Below are 20,962 nucleotides of genomic sequence, written 5' to 3'. Positions count from 1 at the left end.
CGGGGTGCTGGATCAGCGGGGGTTCCGGACAGGAGCGGGGGAGCGCTTCATAATGGAGGGCATGGTGGAACTGCGACTTGCCCAGGATCCGGAGGCCGACGCGCTGCTGGCGCGCAGCCCTCTCGCGGCGCTCACCGGCATGCTGCTCGACCAGCAGGTGCCGATGGAGCGGGCGTTCGGCGGGCCGCTGACGATCGCGCGCCGGATGGAGGCCGCGGATCTGGACGCGCACGAGATCGCCGCGTGCGATCCCGAACGGTTCGCCGCGCTCATGGCCCGGACGCCGGCGGTGCACCGCTACCCGGGGTCGATGGGCAAGCGCGTGCAGCAACTGTGCGCCTACCTGGTCGAGCACTACGACGGCGACGCCTCGGCCATCTGGGCGGACGTCCCGGACGGGCGCACCCTCCTGCGCAGGCTCAACGAACTGCCAGGTTTCGGCAAGCAGAAGGCACAGATCTTCCTGGCGCTGCTGGGCAAGCAGTTCGGCGTGACGCCGGAGGGCTGGCGCGAGGCGGCGGGCGCGTACGGGGAAGAAGGGTCTCACCGTTCGGTGGCCGACATCACCGGCCCGGAATCGTTGGTCAAGGTGCGGGAGTTCAAGAAGGCGGCCAAAGCCGCGGCCAAAAGCCAGGGCTGATCCCGATACCGGCGAGTTGGGGGTACCGGGGACGTCCCGCGTTCTAGGATCTCGGGGCGGTTCGCGCCATGGCGCCCGTAGGAGGGGACGACTAGGGTGACATTGACCGGCTGGGCCCGACGAGACGGGTGGTTGTGCAACCGCGCGCACCTCGGGATGATGAAGTGACTCCGACCGCTGTTGTGATGGAGGCGGGAGCGCTAACCTGCTCCCATTCACCCATAGTGATGGAAACTTGCCTCGCCGTAGGGCGTGAGTGGCACCGGAGGTGGCGGCGATGAGCACCGATACGTCTGTGCCCGGCCCGCGGGTCTCGGGCCTGGCGGCGTCCGACTCGGCGCTCTTCTCGACGCTGGTCCGCGAGGCGCCCATGGGCTTCGCGTTCTTCGACGCCGAGATGCGCTGCCGACGGGTCAACGACACCCTGGCCGACCTCCTCGGCGTCCCGGCCGATGATCTCGTCGACACCCTTCCCGCCGACCTGCTGCGCGAGGACATCGCGGCCACCGTGACCGCGCAGGTCGCCGAGGTCGTCTCCACCGACCGCGCCGTGGTGGACCGTGACTTCCGCTTCGCCGGCCCGAACGAGGGGGACACCGTCGGCTGCTGGGCGACGAGCTGGTTCCCCTCGCACGGCCCGGACGGCAAGGTGCTCGGTGTCGCGCTGATCGCCGTGGACGTCACCGAGCGCCGGCTGGACGAGGAGCAGATCCGTCGCAAGGAGGAGCGGTACAGGTCCCTGGTGGAGGCCTCCTCCCAGGTGGTCTGGGTGACCTCCCCGCGCGGCGAGGCCGTCGACGACGCGCCCGAGTGGCGCGCGATCACCGGCCAGACGCTGGAGGAGTACCGCGAGGGCGGCTGGCTGTCGGTCGTCCACGAGGAGGACCGACAGCGGGTCGAGACCTCCTGGCTGGAGGCGCTGGACGACAACCGCACCTTCCAGATCGCCTATCGCGTCCGCACCAAGACCGGCGCCTTCCGCCAGTACGAGGTGCGCGCCGTCCCGATCAAGCGGGGCGAGCAGGTGGTCGAGTGGGTCGGCGCCAACACCGACGTCACCGGCCAGCGCGAGGCCGACGAGATGCGCGGCCGACTCACCGAGCAGCTCTCCGCCGCGGCCCTGCGCACCGCGCGCCTCCAGCAGGCCACCTCGATGCTGGCCGAGGCGCTGACGGTCTCCCAGGTGGTCTCGGTGATCACCGAGGTGGGCAGGTCGGCGATCGGCGCGGACCGCTCGTCGGTGGCGCTGCTGGACCACGACAAGTTCCGCCTCACCCTGATCTCCCCGGACGGCGCCGTGGAGGGCGAGGCGCCCATGGTGATCCCGGTCAGCGCGTCCACCTCCATGTCGGTGGCGGTCCGTGAGAGCCGCCCGTTCCTCGCCTCCACGCCCGCCAGCCTGCGGCAGCAGCTGGGCGGCGACGCGGATCTGGAAGGCTACCTGGCCGAATCCGATGAACGGGCCTGGGTGGGCCTGCCGCTGCTGATGGCGGGGTCGGCGATCGGCGCCCTGCGCTTCACCTTCACCCGCCCTCGGGAGATCACCGAGGAGGAGCGGGTCTTCCTGGAGGCCCTGGCCGGCCAGTGCGCGCTGGCGGTGGGCCGCGCGACCCTCTACGAGCAGGAGCACAAGACCGCGGAGACCCTCCAGCGCTCCCTGCTGCCCGACAGCCTGCCCCAGCTCGCCGGGATGCAGCTGGCGGCCCGCTACCACCCCGCGACCCGCCACGTGCAGGTCGGCGGCGACTGGTACGACGCCTTCCGGCTGGCCGACGACCGCCTCGCGATCGCCGTCGGCGACGTCATGGGCAAGGGCGTCCTCGCCGCGTCGGTGATGGGCCGGGTGCGCAACGCGCTACGGGCCCTGGCGCTCAACGACCCGCGCCCGGCGGCCGTGCTGGCCGGACTCGACCGCGTCTTCTCCGCGACCGAGCCGGAAGAGCAGTTCGTGACCTTGGCCTACGCGGTGATCAACCCGGAGACCGGCGCCGCGGTCGTGTCCAATGCCGGACACCCTCCGGCCCTCGTGGTCCGCCCCGACGGGCCGCCGTCGCTCGGGTTCGCCGAGCCAGGGACCCCTCTCGGATGGCCCTCCCAGCGACAGCAGTCAAGTTTTTCGGTCGAACCAGGCAACACTGTCGTGTTCTATTCCGATGGACTTGTCGAGAACCGTCGGCGCGGGGTCGACGTGGGCCTCGAGGAACTTCTCGGGGTGGCCGGGAACGCCCCGCCGGACGTCGTCCGTGACCCCGAGATCCTCGTGGATTACCTGGTCGACCAGATGCTCGCCGGGTATGACCAGGATGACGATGTCACGGTGCTCGCGCTCCATGTTCCACCCAGAAACACGGCGTAGTCCGTACGAAGGACCACTGGACTCCCCCTAAGGTGGTGTGTTAGCGGGCTCCGGGTACGATGCTCCTTCCCTGACGGGCCTGAGGAACGTGTCTGCAGTAGACACGGGCCGTCAAAGCCACACGTTCGTTCGAGAGGTATTTGTGTCGCCTGCCAGTTCTACCTCGAAGCCGTCCGAGCTGCACGACCTCGTCATCGAGCAGCTCCTCGAACGTGCCAGGACGCAGGGCTACATCGAGGCTGACGATGTACGCCGGACGTTCGAGGAGGCCGACATTCCGGTGTCGAAGGCCCCCGCCATCCTGCGGAGCCTGAGCAAGGAGGGTGTGACCGTCATGGTGACAGCTGCCGACTCCGCGGCGCCCAAGCGTCCGCGCAAGGCCGCCGCTCCACGCCGCCCCAAGACAGCAGCCGCCGCCAAGGAGAAGCCGGAAACGGTGACCGCGGTGGTGGAGGAAGGCGCGGAGGACAAGCCCGCCGCCGCCAAGCCGATCGCCAGGGCGGCGCGCAAGCCCAAGGCGCCTGCCGCCAAGCCGGCTGCCGCTCCCGGGGCGAAGAAGGCCGCTCCGGCCAAGCCCGTCAAGGCCGTCAAGAAGGCCGGTCCCGACGGGGAGGACGACGCCGAGGACCTTGAGGAGATCGAGGACCTCGACCTGTCCGACCTCGAGGCCGACGACGCCGTCGAAGAGACCGTCGAAGAGACCGAGGAGTCCGAAGAGGACGAGGAGCCCCAGGCCGGGGCCGAGGTCCCCAAGCCCCGCGCAGCGGGGGAGAAGGACGAGGAAGAGGGCTTCGTCCTCACCGACACCGACGACGACGAGGACGCCCCCGTCCAGCAGATCGTCGCCGCGGGCGCCACGGCCGACCCGGTCAAGGACTACCTGAAGCAGATCGGCAAGGTGCCCCTCCTCAATGCCGAGCAGGAGGTCGAGCTCGCCAAGCGGATCGAGGCCGGCCTGTTCGCCGAGGAGCGCCTGGCCAACGAGGTCGGCCGCCTCTCGGAGGAGGACCTCGAGGACCTCGAGTGGATCGCCGAGGACGGCCGTCGCGCCAAGAACCACCTGCTGGAGGCCAACCTCCGCCTGGTGGTCTCCCTCGCCAAGCGCTACACCGGCCGCGGCATGCTGTTCCTGGACCTGATCCAGGAGGGCAACCTCGGTCTGATCCGCGCGGTCGAGAAGTTCGACTACACCAAGGGCTACAAGTTCTCCACGTACGCCACCTGGTGGATCCGTCAGGCGATCACCCGCGCCATGGCCGACCAGGCCCGGACCATCCGCATCCCGGTCCACATGGTCGAAGTGATCAACAAGCTGGCCCGCGTGCAGCGGCAGATGCTCCAGGACCTGGGCCGCGAGCCCACCCCGGAGGAGCTGGCCAAGGAACTCGACATGACCCCGGAGAAGGTCGTCGAGGTGCAGAAGTACGGCCGCGAGCCGATCTCCCTGCACACCCCGCTGGGCGAGGACGGCGACAGCGAGTTCGGCGACCTGATCGAGGACTCCGAGGCGATCGTCCCGGCCGACGCGGTCAGCTTCACCCTGCTCCAGGAGCAGCTCCACTCGGTGCTCGACACCCTGTCCGAGCGCGAGGCCGGTGTGGTCTCGATGCGGTTCGGCCTCACCGACGGCCAGCCGAAGACCCTCGACGAGATCGGCAAGGTCTACGGCGTCACGCGTGAGCGGATCCGGCAGATCGAGTCCAAGACCATGTCGAAGCTCCGCCACCCGTCGCGTTCGCAGGTGCTGCGGGACTACCTCGACTGATTCGTCACCCGACGAACGATTCGATCACGGCGGGCCGTCTCCTGGAGACGGTCCGTCGTATTTTTTCGGATCATGCTCTCCAAAGCGGGGCGATTTACATGCTGTTTACGTAAGCGCACTTACCGAAGCTCCCGTGCTCCCTAGTCTCAGATTTCATGGGAGTGATGGAGGTTGACAGGGTGCACTTGCAGCCCGCGGGACACCGTCCTCGGGCCGAGCGCGTCATAGATGGACGCCCCTGGCATGACCCGATTCTGGATCAGGCCTGTGATGCCGTCCGCGAACGCTATCTGAGAGTCGCGGTCTCCGCCCTCTGGGAGACCCGAACCGATCCCGAGCTGCGCTCGTTGCGCGTGGAGTACCTGGCGAAGGCCGCGGTGGGCTGGAGCAAGGGCATCGAAGCGCTGCTCGCACACGATCCGCACAACCCCGACCTGCATCTCTGGCTGGGCCGCACGCTGATCGAGGAGGCGTGGCAGATCAGGCCCGCCGCCCGGTCGCGGTCGCAGCAGGCGGGCGGATACCAGGCGTTCACCAAGGCCCTGCACGAGGCGAGGATTCCGCTGAAGACGGCGGCCGAGCTGTTCCACGACGATCCGGTGCCGTGGGAGTCGATGCAGTGGCTCGCCCTGGGCCTGGAGACCGACGCCGACGACAAGACCGAACTGTGGAAGCAGGCGTCGTCCCGCTGGCCGACCCTTTATGGCGCGCACGTCGCCCGGGTGATCAGCCTTTCTCCGCAATGGGGAGGGGTCGCCGAGGAGATGTTCGATTTCGCCAGAGTGGCGATGAGCATGTCCTCGCGTGAAGATCCTCGTGCGGCTTTGATGCCTCTCGCATATTTCGAGTACTTCGTCCAGGAACGTTCCGGAATCATCAAGGGCTCGTCGTCCTGGTTCTCCGGCTCCGAGATCCGCGACGTGGAGGCCGCGGCCCGCGGCTGGCACGAGGGCCCCCGCCCGCACCCCCGCACGATCGAGGCGCACAACCTCTTCGGCGCGGCCTTCCACCTGGCCGACGCCCGCCGTCCCGCCCGCAACCACCTGCTGCGGACGCAAGGCAGGCCCGCTTCTCTGCCGTGGACCTACATCGGCGGAAACGTCGTCGACCAGTACGCCAAGGCGTGCAAGCACCTGAACCTGATGGACGGCTGAGGCCGGGCACCAAGGGCCCCGGAACCCGGGACCCCTTCACGGCAAGGGATCGCTGATCACCACGTCGATCCCGCCGCTCGTCGGCTCGACGGCATAGCCGAGCCGGGACAGGGCCTTGACCAGCTCTTCGACGGACGTCGCCGCGACGCCGTTGACCAGTAGGTCGCGGGCCACCGCGCCCCGGGTCGCCTTCGCCATGTGGCTGACGACCGAGCGCTTCACCACGCCGTCGACGACGCGCTCGCGGAGCACCCGTACGCCCACGGAGGGCCGCTTCCAGGCGGCCGCGTACGGTGCCGAGCGCATGTCGACCACGAGTTCGCCGGGCTGGATCGCCTCGTGCAGCGCCGGGCGCCACACGCCCGCGAGCGCGCCGAGTGACGGCGGCTTGACGCCCATCGCCAGCCGGTACGGCGGCACCCGGTCATCGGGCCGGAGCACCCCCCACAGCCCTGAGAAGATCAGGATCTTCGCGCGCGCCGCCTCGTCGAGGTCGGCGAGGCGCAGATTGTCGTAGAGCACGCCCGTGTAGAGCTCGGCGGCCCGCAGGGTCGGGGCGGTGCGCAGCTCCCGGTTGCGGGCGATCGCGTCGCGCTGCCCGTCGGTGAGGCCCAGGACGGCCTGAGCGTGCGCCTCGGGGCCGGAGCAGAGCTCCGTGAGCGACGCCAGGACCTTCGCCCGGACGGGCGTCAGCGCGGCGTAGGAGAGCGTCGAGAGGTCGAGGGGCGGGCCGGTCCCGGCCGTCGCCTTCCCCTCTGACGGCGGCAGGAGGATGAGCATCAGAAGATCTTAAAGCAGCACGAAGGGCCGTCCGGGGCGGACGGCCCTTCGTTGACCTGTCGGGCTGATCAGGACTTATGCGTGGTCGTCGCCGCGCAGTCGGTTCTCGGTCAGCTTGTCGGTTTCGTCATGGAGCTCAGCCCCCGAAGCACGGAGGGTCTCCCCGTACTTCCGGCCGTGGTGGGCGCAGAACAATAGATCCGCGCCACCGCTCAGGGTGGCACGCACATAAGCCTGGGCCCCACAGCGGTCGCAGCGGTCCTGCGCGGTGAGCGGCTTGGTCGGGGCAAGGGTTCCAGTCACGGCACCTTCCTCTGTACTCGGGGGTCGGTACTTAGGAGAACATCTAACCCGACCTGGGCGTTCCCAAAACCTCCTGCGCTACGCCGACAGCAGAAAGTGCCTTCTCCACCGAGGGTTCGCCACGATCCCACCACGCCCATGGCTCGTTTCAGTGACCGAAGACACAGAACTCGTTGCCCTCCGGATCCGCCATGACGGTCCAGCGGATCTCCGCGTCCTGCTCCCGGAGAACGCGCGCACCCGCTCTGACCAGGTCGGACACCTCTCCGGTGACGTCCCAGTGCAGCCGGTTCTTGAGGGTCTTGGGCTCCGGGACGGGCACGAAATCCCATGAGTCGAAGGGGGACTCGGGGATCTTCCGGACGGACCACCAGCCGTCCTCCTGCGCCGCCTCGGCGCCGAGGGCCGCCGCCCACCAGGCCGCCTGCGCGGCGGGGTCGGCGCTGTCGATGACGAGGGACCTGATCCGGCCCTCCGCCGGGCCGGGGAAGACGCAGAACTCCCCGCCCTCGGGATCGGCCATGACGGTCCATTCCGGTTCCCGCGCGAGGACCCGCGCCCCCAGGGCCTCCAGGCCCGCTATGCCGGTCGAGGGGAGGACGTCCAGGTGAACGCGGTGTTTGACGGTCTTGGCCTCGGGCACCCGGTTGATCCAGATCGTCTGCCGAGGGTCCGGGCCGCGCAGGACGGAGTCGCCCTCCCCGTCCGGCTCGTCGGCGAGCCCGAGCAGCCGCCCCCAGAAGGCGCCGAGGGCCGCCGCGTCACCGGCGTCCAGGCACAGGTCTTTGAAGGTCGCGATCGTCATGCGATCCACCCTAGGCAGGGCGCCGGAAATCCGCAGAACGCGGACGGCGCTCGTCCGTCGGCCGGACGGGGTAAGGTCTTGCGACGACGATGCAATGCATGTTCGAACCCGCGGCTAGGTTAGAGCCTGGGTTTCGAGCGGGGTTCGCGCCGGATTCCGGCGCCGAGGTCGTCCGGTCCGCCGGGCCCCGTCGCGGGACATCGTGTCTGAGGAGCGTTTGAGGGAGCGTCGTGACCACCGCCGTCGAGGAAAACGTGGACGCCGCCGGCTACTCCGCCCGGCACCTGTCGGTGCTCGAGGGCCTGGAGGCCGTGCGCAAACGCCCCGGTATGTACATCGGGTCGACCGACAGCCGCGGTCTCATCCACTGCCTGTGGGAGATCGTCGACAACTGTGTGGACGAGGCGCTCGCCGGGTACTGCACGAAGATCGACGTCGTGCTGCACGCGGACGGATCGTGCTCGGTCGCCGACGACGGGCGCGGGATCCCCGTCGACATCGAGCCCAAGACCAAGCTGCCCGGCGTGGAACTGGTCATGACCAGGCTGCACGCGGGCGGCAAGTTCGGTGGTGTCTCCTACACCGCCTCCGGCGGCCTGCACGGGGTGGGCGCCTCCGTCGTGAACGCGCTGTCCGCGCGCCTGGACGTCGAGGTCGACCGCTCCGGCAACACCCACCACATCTCCTTCCGCCGCGGCATCGCCGGGATCTTCGACGGCGACGGCCCCAAGGCGTCGTTCAAGAAGAAGTCGGGCGTCGTGGAGGGCGCGAAGATCCCCCGCGGTCGCGCGGGCACCAGGATCCGCTTCTGGCCGGACTTCCAGATCTTCCTCAAGGACGCCACGATCGCCACCGAGCCGGTGCTCGACCGGATGCGGCAGACCGCGTTCCTGGTCCCCGGCCTGGAGATCACGGTCACCGACGAGCGCGCCGAGACCCCGCTGTACGAGGTGTTCCGCTTCGAGGGCGGCATCAGCGAGTTCACCGGCTTCCTGGCCAGGGACCCGGAGATCTGCGATGTCCTGCGCATCCAGGGCAGCGGCCACTTCACCGAGACCGTCCCGGTCCTGGACGACCTCGGCCACCTCGTGCCCACCGACGTCCCGCGCGAGCTCGACGTGGACGTCGCGCTGCGCTGGGGCACCGGCTACGACACCGTGGTCCGCAGCTTCGTCAACGTGATCGCCACGCCCAAGCACGGCACCCACGTCCAGGGCTTCGACCGGGCGCTGGTCCGGGTGCTCAACGAGCAGCTGCGGGCGACCAAGCTGCTCAGGGTCAACGACGACAACGTGATCAAGGAGGACGTGCTCGAGGGCCTCACCGCCGTCGTCACCGTCCGTCTTCCCGAGCCGCAGTTCGAGGGCCAGACCAAGGAGATCCTCGGCACCTCCGACGCCACCCGGATCGTCAACCAGGTGGTCGGCAAGCAGCTCAAGGAGATCTTCGAGAACCCGACGCGCGGCCAGAAGCAGCAGCTCCGCACGGTGCTGGAGAAGATCGTCGGGGCCGCCAAGACCCGGATCGCCGCCCGCACCCAGCGCGACACCCAGCGCCGCAAGAACGCGCTGGAGTCCTCCGCGCTCCCGGCCAAGCTGGTCGACTGCCGCACCACCGAGGACCGCAGCGAACTGTTCATCGTCGAGGGCGACTCGGCGCTGGGCACCGCCAAGCTGGCCCGCGACTCCGAGTTCCAGGCATTGCTGCCGATCCGCGGCAAGATCCTGAACGTGCAGAAGTCGTCCGTGGCCGACATGCTGAAGAACGCCGAGTGCGCCGCGATCATCCAGGTGCTCGGGGCGGGCTCCGGCCGGACCTTCGACGTCGAGGCCGCGCGCTACGGCAAGATCATTCTGATGGCCGACGCCGATGTCGACGGCGCGCACATCCGCACGCTGCTGCTCACCCTGCTGTTCCGCTACATGCGGCCGATGGTCGAGGCGGGCCGGGTGTACGCGGCGGTGCCGCCGCTGCACCGGATCCAGCTGACCAACCCCAAGCGCGGCCAGGACAAGTACATCTACTGCTATTCCGACGCCGAGCTGCGCCGCAAGCTGGTCGAGCTGGAGCGCAGGAACCTGCGCTGGAAGGACCCGGTGCAGCGCTACAAGGGCCTGGGCGAGATGGACGCCGACCAGCTCGCCGAGACCACGATGGACCCGCGCCACCGCACCCTGCGCCGGATCCGCATCGAGGACGCCTCGGAGGCGGAGCGCATGTTCGACCTGCTCATGGGCAGTGAGGTGCCGCCGCGCCGGGACTTCATCATCGCGGGCGCCGCGGAGATCGACGAGACGCGGATCGACACCTGACGGGTGCGGCGGGCCGGTCAGGAAAGCGTGCGGGGCGCGTCAAGGTAAGGGCAAGCGGCCCGCGCCGGGCCGCGCCCACCGGCACCCTGATCGTCGTGCAGAAGAGTGCGATGGTCGCCGACTACCTTCAGCAGTGCGCCCGCTGGCGGCTGGACCGCGCCGGGACGGCCGACGACCGCCGTGACGCGCGCAGTGCCCTGGCCCTGCTGGACGCCGCGGCGCATACCCGAGCGCTGAGCGACAGCGACCGGAGCATTCTGCGCCTGCACGCCGCGGGCTGCTTCGTGCTCGGCCGCTACAGCCCGGGCGTCGAGGGCGAGAAGCTCGTCCGCTTCTGGCACTACGACACCCCGGGCGGCGAGCCGGAGGAACTGCTCGCGCTGCTCGTGGAGTGCGCCGAGCGAGCCAGGCTCCCGATCCCGGCTCAGCGCGCGCCGAGCTGAGCGCCCCGGGCCGGTCCGGCCGCCGGCGCCCCTGGCCCCTGGGGTCCCGTGCGGGCGCGGCAGCGCCCGCAGGGCCCTCCTGGAGGGCCGGGAGTGCCGGATGCGGGACCGGGGCGGGGTGCGTGGCGGGGTCGGTCAGCCCTCGGGCCGCCACTTGATGCCGCAGCCGAGGCTGGGCGTGTGCGGCTCGGGGACGGGATGGCCGGTGAGGGCCAGATCGAGTGCTTCGCGCAGGGTAGAGCCGGTCGCCGGGACCGTGTTGGACGGGCGGGCGCCGTCGAACTCGCCCCGGTAGGTCAGGGTGCGGTCGGGGGCGAAGAGAAAGAAGTCGGGCGTGCAGGCGGCGCGGTAGGCGCGGGCGACGTCCTGGGACTCGTCGTAGAGGTAAGGGAAGGTGAAGCCGGCGCGCTTCGCCTGCTCGGCGAGATGGGGCGGGGAGTCGTCGGGGTAGGCGTCCGCGTCGTTGGACGCGATGCCCAGCGTGGCGACCCCTCGCGCGGCATAACGCGACGTCAAGGCGCCGAGCGCGCTCTCTATCCGCCGTACGTACGGGCAATGGTTGGACAGGAAGACCACGAGCAGGAGCGGGTGCTCCTCGACTGAGGCGAGGGTGACCGTCGTTCCGTTCAGGTCGGGCAGCGAGAACGCGGGCGCGGGCGTACCGAGAGGAACCAGGAAGGACTGGATGGCCATGGGGACATCGTGGCATCCTTCGGCACGGGAGATGTCCTTGACGGCCCGCCCTGGAGCTGCGACCAAGCGCTTGGTACGCTCGCGCCCATGCCCACCCAGGATGAGATGAAGGCCGCGCTGCGCGCCTACGTGGACGGCTTCGCCAACGGAGACGCCGAATCCGTCATCGCACTGTTCGCCGAGGACGCCGTCGTCGAGGACCCCGTCGGCACCCCCGAGAGGCACGGCCTCGAGGAGATCGGCAAGTTCTACCGCGACGCCGTCGAGTCCGGCGCGAAACTCGTCCTCGACGGCCCGCCCCGCGGCTCGCACGGCAACGGCGCCGCGATGGCCTTCACCATCGAGCTCCCCGCCCTGAACCTCACCATCAAGGCCGTCGACGTCTTCACCTTCAACGACGCGGGCGAGATCGTCACCATGCGCGCCTACTGGGGCCCGGACGACATGACGAGCTGATCGCCCGATCCTTCGTCGGGGGCGATGATCGGGCGCTTGGGGACGCCGGCGCCCGATCGCTCCCGGGTCGTCGCCCGGCGAGGTCCGCGACCGGATGCGGTACGCCGAGTAAGGGCGTCGAGGGCGACCGGTACGGGTTCCCGGGCGTTCGAGAGCCTCCTGTGATCGGCGATGGTTAGAGTGCGCGGATGATCGTCAAGGCTTCGGTGTGGTGGCTCGCGGTCCTGCCGGCGGGGGCGTCGGTGGCGGTGCTGTACTCGCTGGCGTTCCCGTCGGGGAACTCGGGGCCGTTCCTGCTCGGCGGGCTGGCCTGGGTGCTGCTGGGGCTCGTGTGGTTGGGGAGGCTGGTCTGGCGGAGGGACCGGTGGTTGTGGGCGACGCCCGCGCTGGCTCTGCTGCTGGGCGTGTGCGCGTGGCTCGATCTGCCGGTGAAGGCGGCGTTCGCGGCGGGAGAGGCGAACCTGGCGCGGCAGGTCGAGACGGGGAGGCCGGCGCGGGCGGGGATCTACGAGATCGCGAAGGTCGAGAGGATCGAGGGGTCGGACATGACGCGGCTCCGGCTCGCGGGCACGGGCGGTCCCTATTACGAGGAGACGGGCTTCCTGTACGCGCCGTCGGGGGTCCCCACGCAGGCGGAGGGCATGAACGGCTTCGTCTACCGCCCGATCAAGGGCGCCTGGTACTGGTACGACATCCCGACCCGCTGACCCTGTCACCCGCGCCGGAAGCCGCCCTCGGTGCTGAGGTGCTGGCCCGCCATCCAGGCGCCCTCATCGGAGACGAGCCAGGCGACGAGGCGGGCCGCGTCGTCGGGGGCGCCGTAGCGGCCTAGCGGGAACGCGACGTCGAAGCCGGGGAAATCCTCCTTGGGGGGAAGATGCCCGGTGTCGACGGGGCCGGGATTGACCGCGTTGAGCAGGATGCCGCGCTCGGCGAGTTCGGCGGCGACGGTCGGCAGCGCGCCGATCAGGGCGCCCTTGGCCGCGGTATAGGCGACCTCCGACGGCATCGGCCCGAGGTGCTGGCCGGATCCGAACCAGACGACGCGGCCCCCGGGGCGTCCGTCGTGCTGCGCGGCGAAGTGGCGGGTGAGCAGGAGCGTGGAGCGCGCGTCGACCTGCCAGTGCGCGTCGAGCCAGGCCGGGTCCAGCGCGCTGAGCGGCCCGTCGGAGCCGCTGCGGGCGTGCACGCACACGAGTGCGTCCACATGCCCGTAGGCCGCGACGGCGGCCTCCACGACCGCCTCAGGGGCCCCGGGGTCGGCGAGGTCGGCCGCGAGGTCCGCCACGCGCGGCGCGGCCTCTCGCAGCGAGCCCAGGACCGCGGACAGGTCGTCGGCGCCCCACGGCTGCGCCTCGTCGTGCGCCCGGTGATGGGTGACGAACAGGCCCGCGCCCATCCCGCCGAGCCGCCTCGCGACCGCGTGCCCGATGCCCCGCCTGCGGCTGACCCCGGTGACGAGCACGACCCGCCCGGCGAGCGGCGCGGAAGGCATGGCGTCCATCCCGGGATGGTCGCACGCCCGCACCGCGGCACGCACCGGGTTTCACACCGGAGATCACGAACCTGGGACGCCGCGCCGGGGTCTCAACGCAGAGAACGGGCAAGGAGAATTGCGCCCGGAACTGCGGTCACGCCGTGGAGGTCAGCATGCTCCGTGTTCTCGCCTATCTGCTCGCCGGCCTCGTCTTCGCCTTCCTGTCCTGGCTGCTCGCCGAGGTCGGCGGCGACGGCCTCGGCCTCGTCCCGCTCGTGGTGTCGGCGGTGCTGTGGACCGCGATCGTCGGCGCGGTCCTGGAGCTCCTGCGCCGACGCCGGTCCTGACCGCCGACCGCCCGCACGACGCCGAAGCGCGCGGCGGCGCTCCCGGGGGCGGCGGGCCGCCCCCGGGAACCGGGTCACTCCGCGGGTGTGCGCGGGCCGATCGAGCCGCCGATGGCGGTGAGCGCGACGGGCAGGGGGGTGCCCGAGCCGTCGCGGCGGCCGAGCTCCGGTGGGAGGTCGGCGGGCTGGCCGGCGGCGGTCGCGGCCGAGGCCGGCATCGGGCCCGCCCAGGCGAGGATCACCGTGTTCTCGCCCTTGAGGAAGCGGTGCGAGCGGACTCCGCCCGTCGCGCGGCCCTTCGGCGGGAACTCGGCGTAGTCGCTGACCTTCGCCGCGCCGAGCTGGGTGCCCTCCAACGCGTCGGTGCTGCCCGCGACCGTCACCACGACCGACGGACGGTCCGGGTCGAGCACGCCGAAGAAGATCACCTTCGCGCCGGGAGTGAGCTTGATGCCCGCCATGCCGCCCGCGGGACGCCCCTGCGGACGGACGTTCGAGGCCGGGTACCGCAGCAACTGGCTGTCGTCGGAGATGAAGACCAGATCGTGCTCTTCCGATTCCAGTTGCACGGCGGCGACGACGCGGTCGCCGTCCTTGAGGGTGATCACCTCGAACTCGTCGCGGTTGGCCGGGTAGTCGTTCAGCACCCGCTTGACGACGCCCTGCTCGGTGCCGAGCGCGAGGCCCGGGCCGTCCTCGGACAGATCGCCGAGGCCGACGACCGTCTCCTCCGGCTCAAGGGTGACGAACTCCGCCACCGGGGCGCCGCCCGCGAGCGACGGCGGCGAGGCCGACGGCGGAAGGGTCGGCAGATCGATGACGTTCGCCTTCACCAGGCGCCCGGCGCTGGTGACGATCCCGAACTCGCCGCGCGCGGTCGTCGAGATCACCGAGGTGAGCACGTCGTGCGCGGCGCGCGGGCCGTCGTCTGGCAGCGGGTTCGGCTCGGTGGTGCGGGCCAGCAGGCCGGTGGACGACAGCAGCACCAGGCACGGGTCGTCCTTGACCTCCAGCGGCATCGCCGCGACCTGCGCCTGCCCGCCGGACTCCAGCAGCACCGTGCGGCGCGGGGTGGCGAACTCCTTGGCGACCGCGGCGAGCTCCTTGGAGACCAGCGCGCGCAGCTTGGGCTGCGACTCGAGGATCGCCGTGAGCTCGGCGATCTCCTTCTCCAGCGTCTCCCGCTCCTTCTCCAGCTCCAGCCGGTCGAAGCGGGTGAGGCGGCGCAGCGGGGTGTCCAGGATGTACTGGGCCTGGATCTCCGACAGCTCGAACACCTGCATCAGGCGGGTCCGCGCCTGGCCGGTGTCGTCGGAGCTGCGGATGACCTGGATGACCTCGCCGATGTTGAGCAGCGCGACCATCAGGCCGGCGACGAGGTGCAGCCGCTCCTCGCGGCGGCGGCGCCGGTAGGCCGAGCGGCGGCGGACGACCTCGAGCCGGTGGTCGACGTACACCTGGAGCAGCTCGCGCAGGCCGAGGGTCTTCGGCTGGCCGTCGACCAGGGCGACGTTGTTGATGCCGAAGGTCTCCTCCATCGGCGTCAGCCGGTAGAGGTCCTCCAGGACGGCCTCGGGGTGGAAGCCGTTCTTGATCTCGATGACCAGGCGCAGGCCGGTCGTCCGGTCGGTGAGGTCCTTGAGGTCGGCGATGCCGTTGAGCTTCTTCGCCTGGACCATGTCCTTGATCTTGGCGACGACCCGCTCGGGCCCGACGTTGTAGGGCAGCTCGGTGACGATGAGGCCCTTGCGCCGCGGCGTGACGGACTCCACGTGGACCGTCGCGCGGGTCTTGAACGTGCCGCGGCCCTTGGCGTAGGCGTCACGGACGCCGTCGAGGCCGACGATCCGGCCGCCGGTGGGCAGGTCGGGGCCCGGCACGAAGCGCATGAGGTCTTCGAGCGTCGCGTCCGGGTGCGCCAGCAGATGGCGGGCCGCGGAGACGACCTCGCCGAGGTTGTGCGGGGCCATGTTGGTGGCCATGCCGACCGCGATGCCGCTGGCCCCGTTGACGAGGAGGTTCGGGAACGCGGCGGGGAGGACTTCCGGTTCGAGCTCCTGGCCGTCGTAGTTCGGCCGGAACTCGACGGTGTCCTCGTCCAGGCCGGTGACCATGCTCATCGCCTGGGGCGACATCCGCGCCTCGGTGTAGCGCATGGCCGCGGGGGCGTCGTCGCCGCCGAGCGACCCGAAGTTGCCGTGCCCGTCGACCATCCGCATCCGCATCGCCCACGGCTGGGCCAGGCGGACCATCGCGTCGTAGATCGCGCTGTCGCCGTGCGGGTGCAGCTTGCCCATGACCTCGCCGACGACGCGGGCGCACTTGACGTGACCGCGGTCGGGGCGCAGGCCCATGGAGTTCATCGAGTACAGGATGCGCCGCTGCACCGGCTTGAGGCCGTCGCGCGCGTCGGGCAGCGCGCGGGAGTAGATCACCGAGTAGGCGTACTCGAGGAAGCTGCCCCGCATCTCCTCGGCTACGTCGATGTCGACGATGTTCTCTTCGAAGTCCTCGGGGGGAGGGGTCTGCGCTGAACGACGTGCTGCCATGGTGGCTATTCTCGCGGTTCCCAGCGACAGTTTTGTACAAGGAGGGCCCCGTTGAGCCTCGCCGACTTCCAGAACGAGATTTACCTGAACGGTTTGTCGGACATTCGTCCTGTGCTGCCGACCGACTCGTCCCGGCTGGAGGCGCTCGCCCAGGAGAAGCTCGGAGGCCAGGCCTTCGGCTATGTCGCCGGGGCCGCGGGCACCGAGGCGACCGCGCGCGCCAACCGGGCGGCCTTCGACCGTTGGCGCATCGTGCCCCGGATGCTGCGCGACACCTCGAAGCCCGATCTCTCCACGACGGTCCTGGGTACTCCGATGCCCGCGCCCGTCATGCTGGCGCCCGTCGGCGTGCTGTCGATCGTGCACCCCGAGGGCGAGATCGCGGTCGCGAAGGCGGCGAAGGAACTCGGCGTCCCGATGATCCTCAGCACCGCGGCCTCCCGCACGATGGAGCAGGTCGCCGAGGTCGCCGGACCGCGCTGGTACCAGCTGTACTGGCCGAAGGACCGGGAACTCGCCGAGAGCTTCCTCTCCCGCGCAGCGGCCTCCGGATACGACGCGCTCGTCGTGACCCTCGACACGTTCAAGCTCGCCTGGCGCCCCCGCGACCTCGACACCGCCTACCTGCCGTTCCTGCGCGGGATCGGCGTGCAGAACTACTTCGCCGACCCGGTGTTCCTGCGCGCCGTCGGCGGCGAGATCACCGAGGAGAACCGGATCACGGCGATCCTGCACTGGGTCGCGAACTTCGGGAACCCCACCCTCACCTGGGACGACCTGGCGTGGCTGCGCGAGCGCTGGGCGGGCCCGATCGTCCTCAAGGGCGTCCAGCACGTGGACGACGCGCGCAAGGCCGTCGACGCGGGGATGGACGGCATCGTCGTGTCCAACCACGGCGGGCGTCAGGTGGACGGCGCGGTGGCCTCCCTGGACTGCCTCCCGGGCATCGCCGACGCGGTCGGCGACCGGGTGTCGGTGCTGTTCGACAGCGGGATCAGGACCGGCGCGGACGTCGCCAAGGCGGTCGCGCTCGGCGCGGACGCGGTGCTCATCGGCCGCCAGTACGCCTACGGCCTGGGGCTCGGCGGCGAGGCCGGAGTGAAGCACGTCCTGCGCTGCCTGCTCGCCGAGCTGGAGCTGACCGTCAGCCTTTCCGGGCTGAACCGGGTCGAGGACCTGACCCGGGACGTCCTCGCCTGACCATGGCGGAAGGTCCGGGCGGGGGAGGTGCGCCGCGGTCGTAGGCTGCGGGCATGAACCGATGGGAAGAGCTGACCGGGGGGACGTCCGGCGAGGGCTACGCCGCGAGGTTCGCGGCGCTGGCCGAGTCCGGGAAGGACGTCCACGGGGAGGCCGGCTTCTGCGCCGCCCTTCTGCCCTCCGGAGGCCGCGTCCTCGACGCGGGATGCGGCACCGGAAGGGTGGCGATCCGCCTCTCCGAACTCGGCCATGACTGCGTCGGGGCCGATGTCGACGCGTCGATGCTCGCCGTCGCCCGGACGGCCGCCCCCGATCTGACGTGGATCGAGGCCGACCTCTCGAGGTTCTCCCCGCCCGGTGACTTCGACCTGATCGTCGCGGCGGGCAATGTCCTCCCCCTCCTCGAGACGGGCACGGAGGCCGAGACCGTCCGGCGGCTGGCCGCCGCGCTCCGTCCGGGCGCCCTTCTCGTGGCGGGCTTCGGCCTCGACCGGGCGCACCTCCCCGTGCCGCCTTCGCTGACCCTGGAGGAGTACGACTCCTACTGCTCGGACGCGGGCCTGATCCTTGACGCCCGTTACGCGACGTGGGAGGGCGACCCGTACGACGGGGGCGGCTACGCCGTCTCCGTGCACCGCGCCCCCTGAGCGGCACGACCCGTGACATCTGTCATGGGTCGTAGGTGAGAGCTTCAGGGACATGTCCTGACGGTCGGCACTGACCGCGGCCCGCCTTTGCCCGGCAGGCTGGAGGCATGGACGAACGGGCGAACGTGATCGAGATCGGCGGGGGCGGCACGGTCGGTCCCGGCGAGGTCGTCGGGGTGTGCGGGCCGGACGCGCGGGGCGTGCTGGAACTCGTCTGCGGACAGCGCCCGGGGGCGCCCGGCGCGGTGCGCGTCGAAGGCGCCGACCCGTACCGGGACCGCACGGTGCTGGTCGGCGCGCTGTGGGCCGAGGACGGCCTGTACGGGGAGCTGAGCCTGCGCGAGGTGACCGGAGCCTGGCAGCGCTGGTCGGCCCGCCCCTTCACCTCTGACGCCTCGACCGTCCTGGCCCTTCTGGCCCCCCGCGCCGCCGTCCCCTACGAGCGCCTGCCCTCGGGTGACCGCCGCCTGTTCGACCTGGCCCTGGCCCTCCTCGCGGCCCCCGCGGCCCTGGTCGCCGACGAGCCCTGCACCGATCTGGATCCCTCCGAAGCCGACACCCTGTGGACGGCCCTGCGCTCCCTGGAGCTCCCCGTCCTCGTCGCCGCCCGAGCCCTCCCCGACCTGACCGGAACCGACCGGATCATCCCCTCCGCGTCCTTTCTCCTGGCCGCCTGAGAACCCAGCCCCAGGAGCCTCCGCCCACCTCGGCGAGGGGAGTGGCCCGCCGCCGACCCCGACCATCCCTCCGCCCCCTCCCGGCCACCCGAAGCGGGCGACGCCGCAACCCCCCTCCCGGCACGCGGGTCTGCCGGTATGGCCGGCGCCGAGCAATTCGCCAGGCCCGCCGGCCGCCCGATGCGGGCGATCGTGGAACTCCCGTCCTGGCACGCGGGGTCGGCCGGTGCGGCCGGTGTCGAGCAGATCATCCGCTCCGCGGCTCTCCTCCGGGTGGCCGCGGGGGCAGAGTCCGGGAGGTGTCTCATTTTTGGCGGAATGTGCAGGTTTCCCGGTGGGGGAAGGATCGTCTGGCTTGTGGTCTCCTTTTGGGCGGGAGCCCGGAGATCGCGCCGTCGTTCGGTCGGGTGGGGGCTTCCGTGGTGTTCTGCCTGGGGGTCGGGCCTTGCGCGTACGCTGTGGAGCCCCGGACCAGGGAGGTGGGCCGTGCGCCCGCGGCTGCCGCGCGAGACCACGATCGTGGGGTTCGTCGTCGCGCTGTCCACGGTCGCGACCTGCGGGCTGTTCGTCCAGGGCGTCGCCGGGGCGATCGGCGAGGCGGTCTCCGGTGGGCCGCTGCGGCCCGCCGCCGGCGGCACCGCGGCGGCGCTGCTGGTCGTGGTGCTCCAAGGCGGGCTGATGTGGCAGTCGGCCACCCGGCAGATCGGCGCGCGCAGCCGGATCGCGCTCGCCGTCGTCGCCGCGGTCTGCTTCGCCCTCCCGCCGCTGCTCGGACCCGCCTGGAACGCGGGCATGCTCGCGGTCGGCGGGATGCTCGCGGTGACCCTGCCGGAACGGCTCTCGGTGCCGCTCGCCGCGGCCGCCGCCTTCCTCGCCGGCGGGATCACCCTGGCGACCGGGGCGGACGGGCTCCAGGCGGTGATCGCCGGGCTGGGCCTGCCCATCGCGGGCCTGTCCGCCTACGCCACGGTCTGGCTGTGCCTCGCCGTCGGCGAACTGCGGGACGCCCGCGCCGAACTGGCCCGCAGCGCGGTGGGGGAGGAGCGCATCCGCTTCGCCCGCGACCTGCACGACGTCCTCGGGCACAGCCTCCAGGCGGTCGCGCTGCGCGCCGAGCTCGCCGAGCGGCTGCTGCCCCGCGACCCCGACCGGGTGGCGCGGGAGCTCGCGGAGATCCAGGCGATGGCGCGCGGCGCGGTGCAGGAGATGCGCGAGGTCGTCCGCGGCTACCGGATCACCTCGCTGCGCACCGAACTCGACGGCGCGACCGCGGTCCTGCGGGCCGCGGGGATCGACTGCGAGGGCGCCGCCCTCCCGGCCGACCTGCCCCGCCACGTCCACGAGACGCTCGGCTGGGTGGCGCGCGAGGCGGTGACGAACGTGCTGCGGCACAGCGGCGCGACCCGGTGCGCGATGGCCGTCCGGACGGACGGGGCGCGCGCCGAACTGGAGATCGTGAACGACGGGGCACGCCGGACGGCGGGCGCCGGGAGCGGGCTCGCCGGGCTGCGCGAACGGCTCGCCGCGGTGGGCGGCGCGCTCCAGGCGGGTCCCGCCGACGGCGGGGAGTTCCGGGTGCTGGCGACGGTGCCCCTGAAGGAGGCGCAGTGATCAGGGTCCTGCTGGCCGATGACCACCACCTCGTCCGGGAGGCGCTGGCGCTGCTCCTGGACACCGTGGACGGGATCGAGGTCGTCGCCGACGTGGGCCGCGGAGACGAGGCGGTCGCCCGCGCGCTGGCCGAACGCCCTGATGTGGCGGTCCTCGACATCGACATGCCGGGCCTGGACGGCCTTTCCGCGGCCGAACGGCTCGCCGCCGAGCTGCCCGGCTGCCGGGTCGTGATCGTCACCGGCCACGGCAGGCCGGGCAACCTGCGCCGCGCCATGGCCGCGGGCGTCCGCGGGTTCCTCGGCAAGGACGCGTCGGGCTCCCGCCTCGCCGAGGTGATCGAGCAGGTCCACGCGGGCGCCCGCTACATCGACCCCCAGCTGGCCGCCGACGCCCTCGCCGCCGAGGAATGCCCCCTGACGCCGCGCGAGCTCGACGCCCTCCGGGCCGCCTCCGACGGCTCCCCCGTCTCCCGGATCGCCCGTGCCCTCTCCCTCTCCGAAGGCACCGTCCGCAACTACCTCTCCTCCGCCGTCACCAAGCTCGACGCCGCCAACCGGCACGCCGCGGTCCAGGCCGCCCAGGACCGAGGCTGGCTTTGACCCTGCCCCGACCACACCGCCTTCCCGACACCACGCCGCTCCACGCCGCACAGGACCGGGGCCGGCCCTGACCTTGGCTCGGCCGCGCGGCCTTCCCGGTGCCGCCGCGTTTCCAGACCGCGCAGGACTGGGGCTTGTTCTGGCC

20 protein-coding genes are annotated in these 20,962 nt (G+C 71.4%); 14 read left to right on the top strand and 6 right to left on the bottom strand.

The window, feature by feature from the left end:
• Positions 1–61 precede the first annotated feature (61 nt).
• The 4 genes from EDD29_RS34870 to EDD29_RS34855 all read left to right on the top strand — a co-directional run bounded on the left by EDD29_RS34870 (position 62) and on the right by EDD29_RS34855 (position 5,915).
• Complete coding sequence (locus EDD29_RS34870; RefSeq protein ID WP_281280971.1) at positions 62–640, top strand: HhH-GPD-type base excision DNA repair protein; 579 nt, start codon at positions 62–64, stop codon at positions 638–640.
• Between the two features lie 277 nt (positions 641–917).
• Positions 918–2,996, top strand: a complete 2,079-nt coding sequence (locus EDD29_RS34865) for a SpoIIE family protein phosphatase (protein ID WP_123670864.1) — start codon at positions 918–920, stop codon at positions 2,994–2,996.
• 142 nt (positions 2,997–3,138) lie between these two features.
• Entirely contained in the window at positions 3,139–4,761 is a 1,623-nt protein-coding gene (locus EDD29_RS34860; protein ID WP_123668503.1) for an RNA polymerase sigma factor, read from the top strand.
• 164 nt (positions 4,762–4,925) lie between these two features.
• The gene (locus EDD29_RS34855; RefSeq protein ID WP_246053157.1) at positions 4,926–5,915 is read left to right on the top strand and encodes a hypothetical protein; all 990 of its coding nucleotides are present in this window, start codon (positions 4,926–4,928) and stop codon (positions 5,913–5,915) included.
• Positions 5,916–5,951: 36 nt separating this feature from the next.
• Here the strand turns inward: EDD29_RS34855 and EDD29_RS34850 are convergent, their stop codons facing one another.
• From EDD29_RS34850 to EDD29_RS34840, 3 genes are all read right to left on the bottom strand, one after another.
• The gene (locus tag EDD29_RS34850) at positions 5,952–6,695 is read right to left on the bottom strand and encodes a YaaA family protein (RefSeq protein WP_123668501.1); all 744 of its coding nucleotides are present in this window, start codon (positions 6,693–6,695) and stop codon (positions 5,952–5,954) included.
• Positions 6,696–6,770: 75 nt separating this feature from the next.
• The gene (locus tag EDD29_RS47360; protein ID WP_123668500.1) at positions 6,771–6,998 is read right to left on the bottom strand and encodes a DUF7455 domain-containing protein; all 228 of its coding nucleotides are present in this window, start codon (positions 6,996–6,998) and stop codon (positions 6,771–6,773) included.
• Between the two features lie 148 nt (positions 6,999–7,146).
• Positions 7,147–7,803, bottom strand: a complete 657-nt coding sequence (locus EDD29_RS34840; RefSeq protein ID WP_123668499.1) for a VOC family protein — start codon at positions 7,801–7,803, stop codon at positions 7,147–7,149.
• A 230-nt stretch (positions 7,804–8,033) separates the two neighbouring features.
• On the opposite strand from EDD29_RS34840, the gene EDD29_RS34835 reads away from it, so the two are divergent.
• Both EDD29_RS34835 and EDD29_RS34830 read left to right on the top strand, forming a co-directional pair.
• Entirely contained in the window at positions 8,034–10,115 is a 2,082-nt protein-coding gene (locus EDD29_RS34835; protein WP_123668498.1) for a DNA gyrase/topoisomerase IV subunit B, read from the top strand.
• 95 nt (positions 10,116–10,210) lie between these two features.
• Positions 10,211–10,558: a hypothetical protein gene (locus EDD29_RS34830; protein ID WP_211360104.1), complete on the top strand. Its 348-nt coding sequence runs from the start codon at positions 10,211–10,213 to the stop codon at positions 10,556–10,558.
• Positions 10,559–10,693: 135 nt separating this feature from the next.
• Here the strand turns inward: EDD29_RS34830 and EDD29_RS34825 are convergent, their stop codons facing one another.
• Positions 10,694–11,251, bottom strand: coding sequence for a thioredoxin family protein (locus EDD29_RS34825; protein WP_123668497.1), 558 nt, complete (start codon positions 11,249–11,251; stop codon positions 10,694–10,696).
• Between the two features lie 87 nt (positions 11,252–11,338).
• Between EDD29_RS34825 and EDD29_RS34820 the strand changes: the two genes are divergently transcribed.
• Together EDD29_RS34820 and EDD29_RS34815 are read left to right on the top strand one after the other, a co-directional pair.
• Positions 11,339–11,707: a nuclear transport factor 2 family protein gene (locus EDD29_RS34820; RefSeq protein ID WP_123668496.1), complete on the top strand. Its 369-nt coding sequence runs from the start codon at positions 11,339–11,341 to the stop codon at positions 11,705–11,707.
• A 188-nt stretch (positions 11,708–11,895) separates the two neighbouring features.
• Positions 11,896–12,414, top strand: a complete 519-nt coding sequence (locus tag EDD29_RS34815) for a hypothetical protein (RefSeq protein ID WP_123668495.1) — start codon at positions 11,896–11,898, stop codon at positions 12,412–12,414.
• A gap of 5 nt (positions 12,415–12,419) precedes the next feature.
• On the opposite strand, the gene EDD29_RS34810 is transcribed toward EDD29_RS34815, so the two are convergent.
• Positions 12,420–13,211, bottom strand: coding sequence for an SDR family oxidoreductase (locus EDD29_RS34810; protein ID WP_211360103.1), 792 nt, complete (start codon positions 13,209–13,211; stop codon positions 12,420–12,422).
• 146 nt (positions 13,212–13,357) lie between these two features.
• Here EDD29_RS34810 and EDD29_RS45925 point away from each other — a divergent pair, with 146 nt between their 5' ends.
• Positions 13,358–13,531 (top strand): hypothetical protein, encoded by a 174-nt coding sequence (locus EDD29_RS45925; RefSeq protein WP_170201697.1) that lies wholly within the window; start codon positions 13,358–13,360, stop codon positions 13,529–13,531.
• Between the two features lie 74 nt (positions 13,532–13,605).
• Here the strand turns inward: EDD29_RS45925 and EDD29_RS34800 are convergent, their stop codons facing one another.
• On the bottom strand, positions 13,606–16,080 hold the full coding sequence (locus EDD29_RS34800; protein WP_246053156.1) for a DNA gyrase/topoisomerase IV subunit A: 2,475 nt from the start codon (positions 16,078–16,080) through the stop codon (positions 13,606–13,608).
• Positions 16,081–16,131: 51 nt separating this feature from the next.
• Here EDD29_RS34800 and EDD29_RS34795 point away from each other — a divergent pair, with 51 nt between their 5' ends.
• The 5 genes from EDD29_RS34795 (at position 16,132) to EDD29_RS34775 (ending at position 20,817) form a co-directional block, all read left to right on the top strand.
• Entirely contained in the window at positions 16,132–17,280 is a 1,149-nt protein-coding gene (locus tag EDD29_RS34795; RefSeq protein ID WP_123668493.1) for a lactate 2-monooxygenase, read from the top strand.
• Between the two features lie 53 nt (positions 17,281–17,333).
• Positions 17,334–17,927 carry a class I SAM-dependent methyltransferase gene (locus EDD29_RS34790; protein ID WP_123668492.1) on the top strand — a complete coding sequence of 198 codons (594 nt, stop codon included), beginning with the start codon at positions 17,334–17,336 and terminating at the stop codon, positions 17,925–17,927.
• Positions 17,928–18,034: 107 nt separating this feature from the next.
• A complete protein-coding gene (locus tag EDD29_RS34785; RefSeq protein ID WP_123668491.1) occupies positions 18,035–18,604 on the top strand; it encodes an ABC transporter in 570 nt (189 codons plus the stop codon).
• A 486-nt stretch (positions 18,605–19,090) separates the two neighbouring features.
• The gene (locus EDD29_RS34780; protein WP_123668490.1) at positions 19,091–20,215 is read left to right on the top strand and encodes a sensor histidine kinase; all 1,125 of its coding nucleotides are present in this window, start codon (positions 19,091–19,093) and stop codon (positions 20,213–20,215) included.
• Positions 20,212–20,817 carry a response regulator transcription factor gene (locus EDD29_RS34775; protein WP_123668489.1) on the top strand — a complete coding sequence of 202 codons (606 nt, stop codon included), beginning with the start codon at positions 20,212–20,214 and terminating at the stop codon, positions 20,815–20,817. The genes EDD29_RS34780 and EDD29_RS34775 overlap by 4 nt, the downstream gene beginning before the upstream one ends.
• Positions 20,818–20,962 lie beyond the last annotated feature (145 nt).

The sequence above is a fragment of the Actinocorallia herbida genome, assembly GCF_003751225.1.
In the GTDB taxonomy this organism is placed as follows: Bacteria; Actinomycetota; Actinomycetes; order Streptosporangiales; family Streptosporangiaceae; genus Actinocorallia; species Actinocorallia herbida.
Note: the sequence above shows the minus strand (reverse complement) of the source record. Positions and strands in the feature narration are given on the sequence as shown.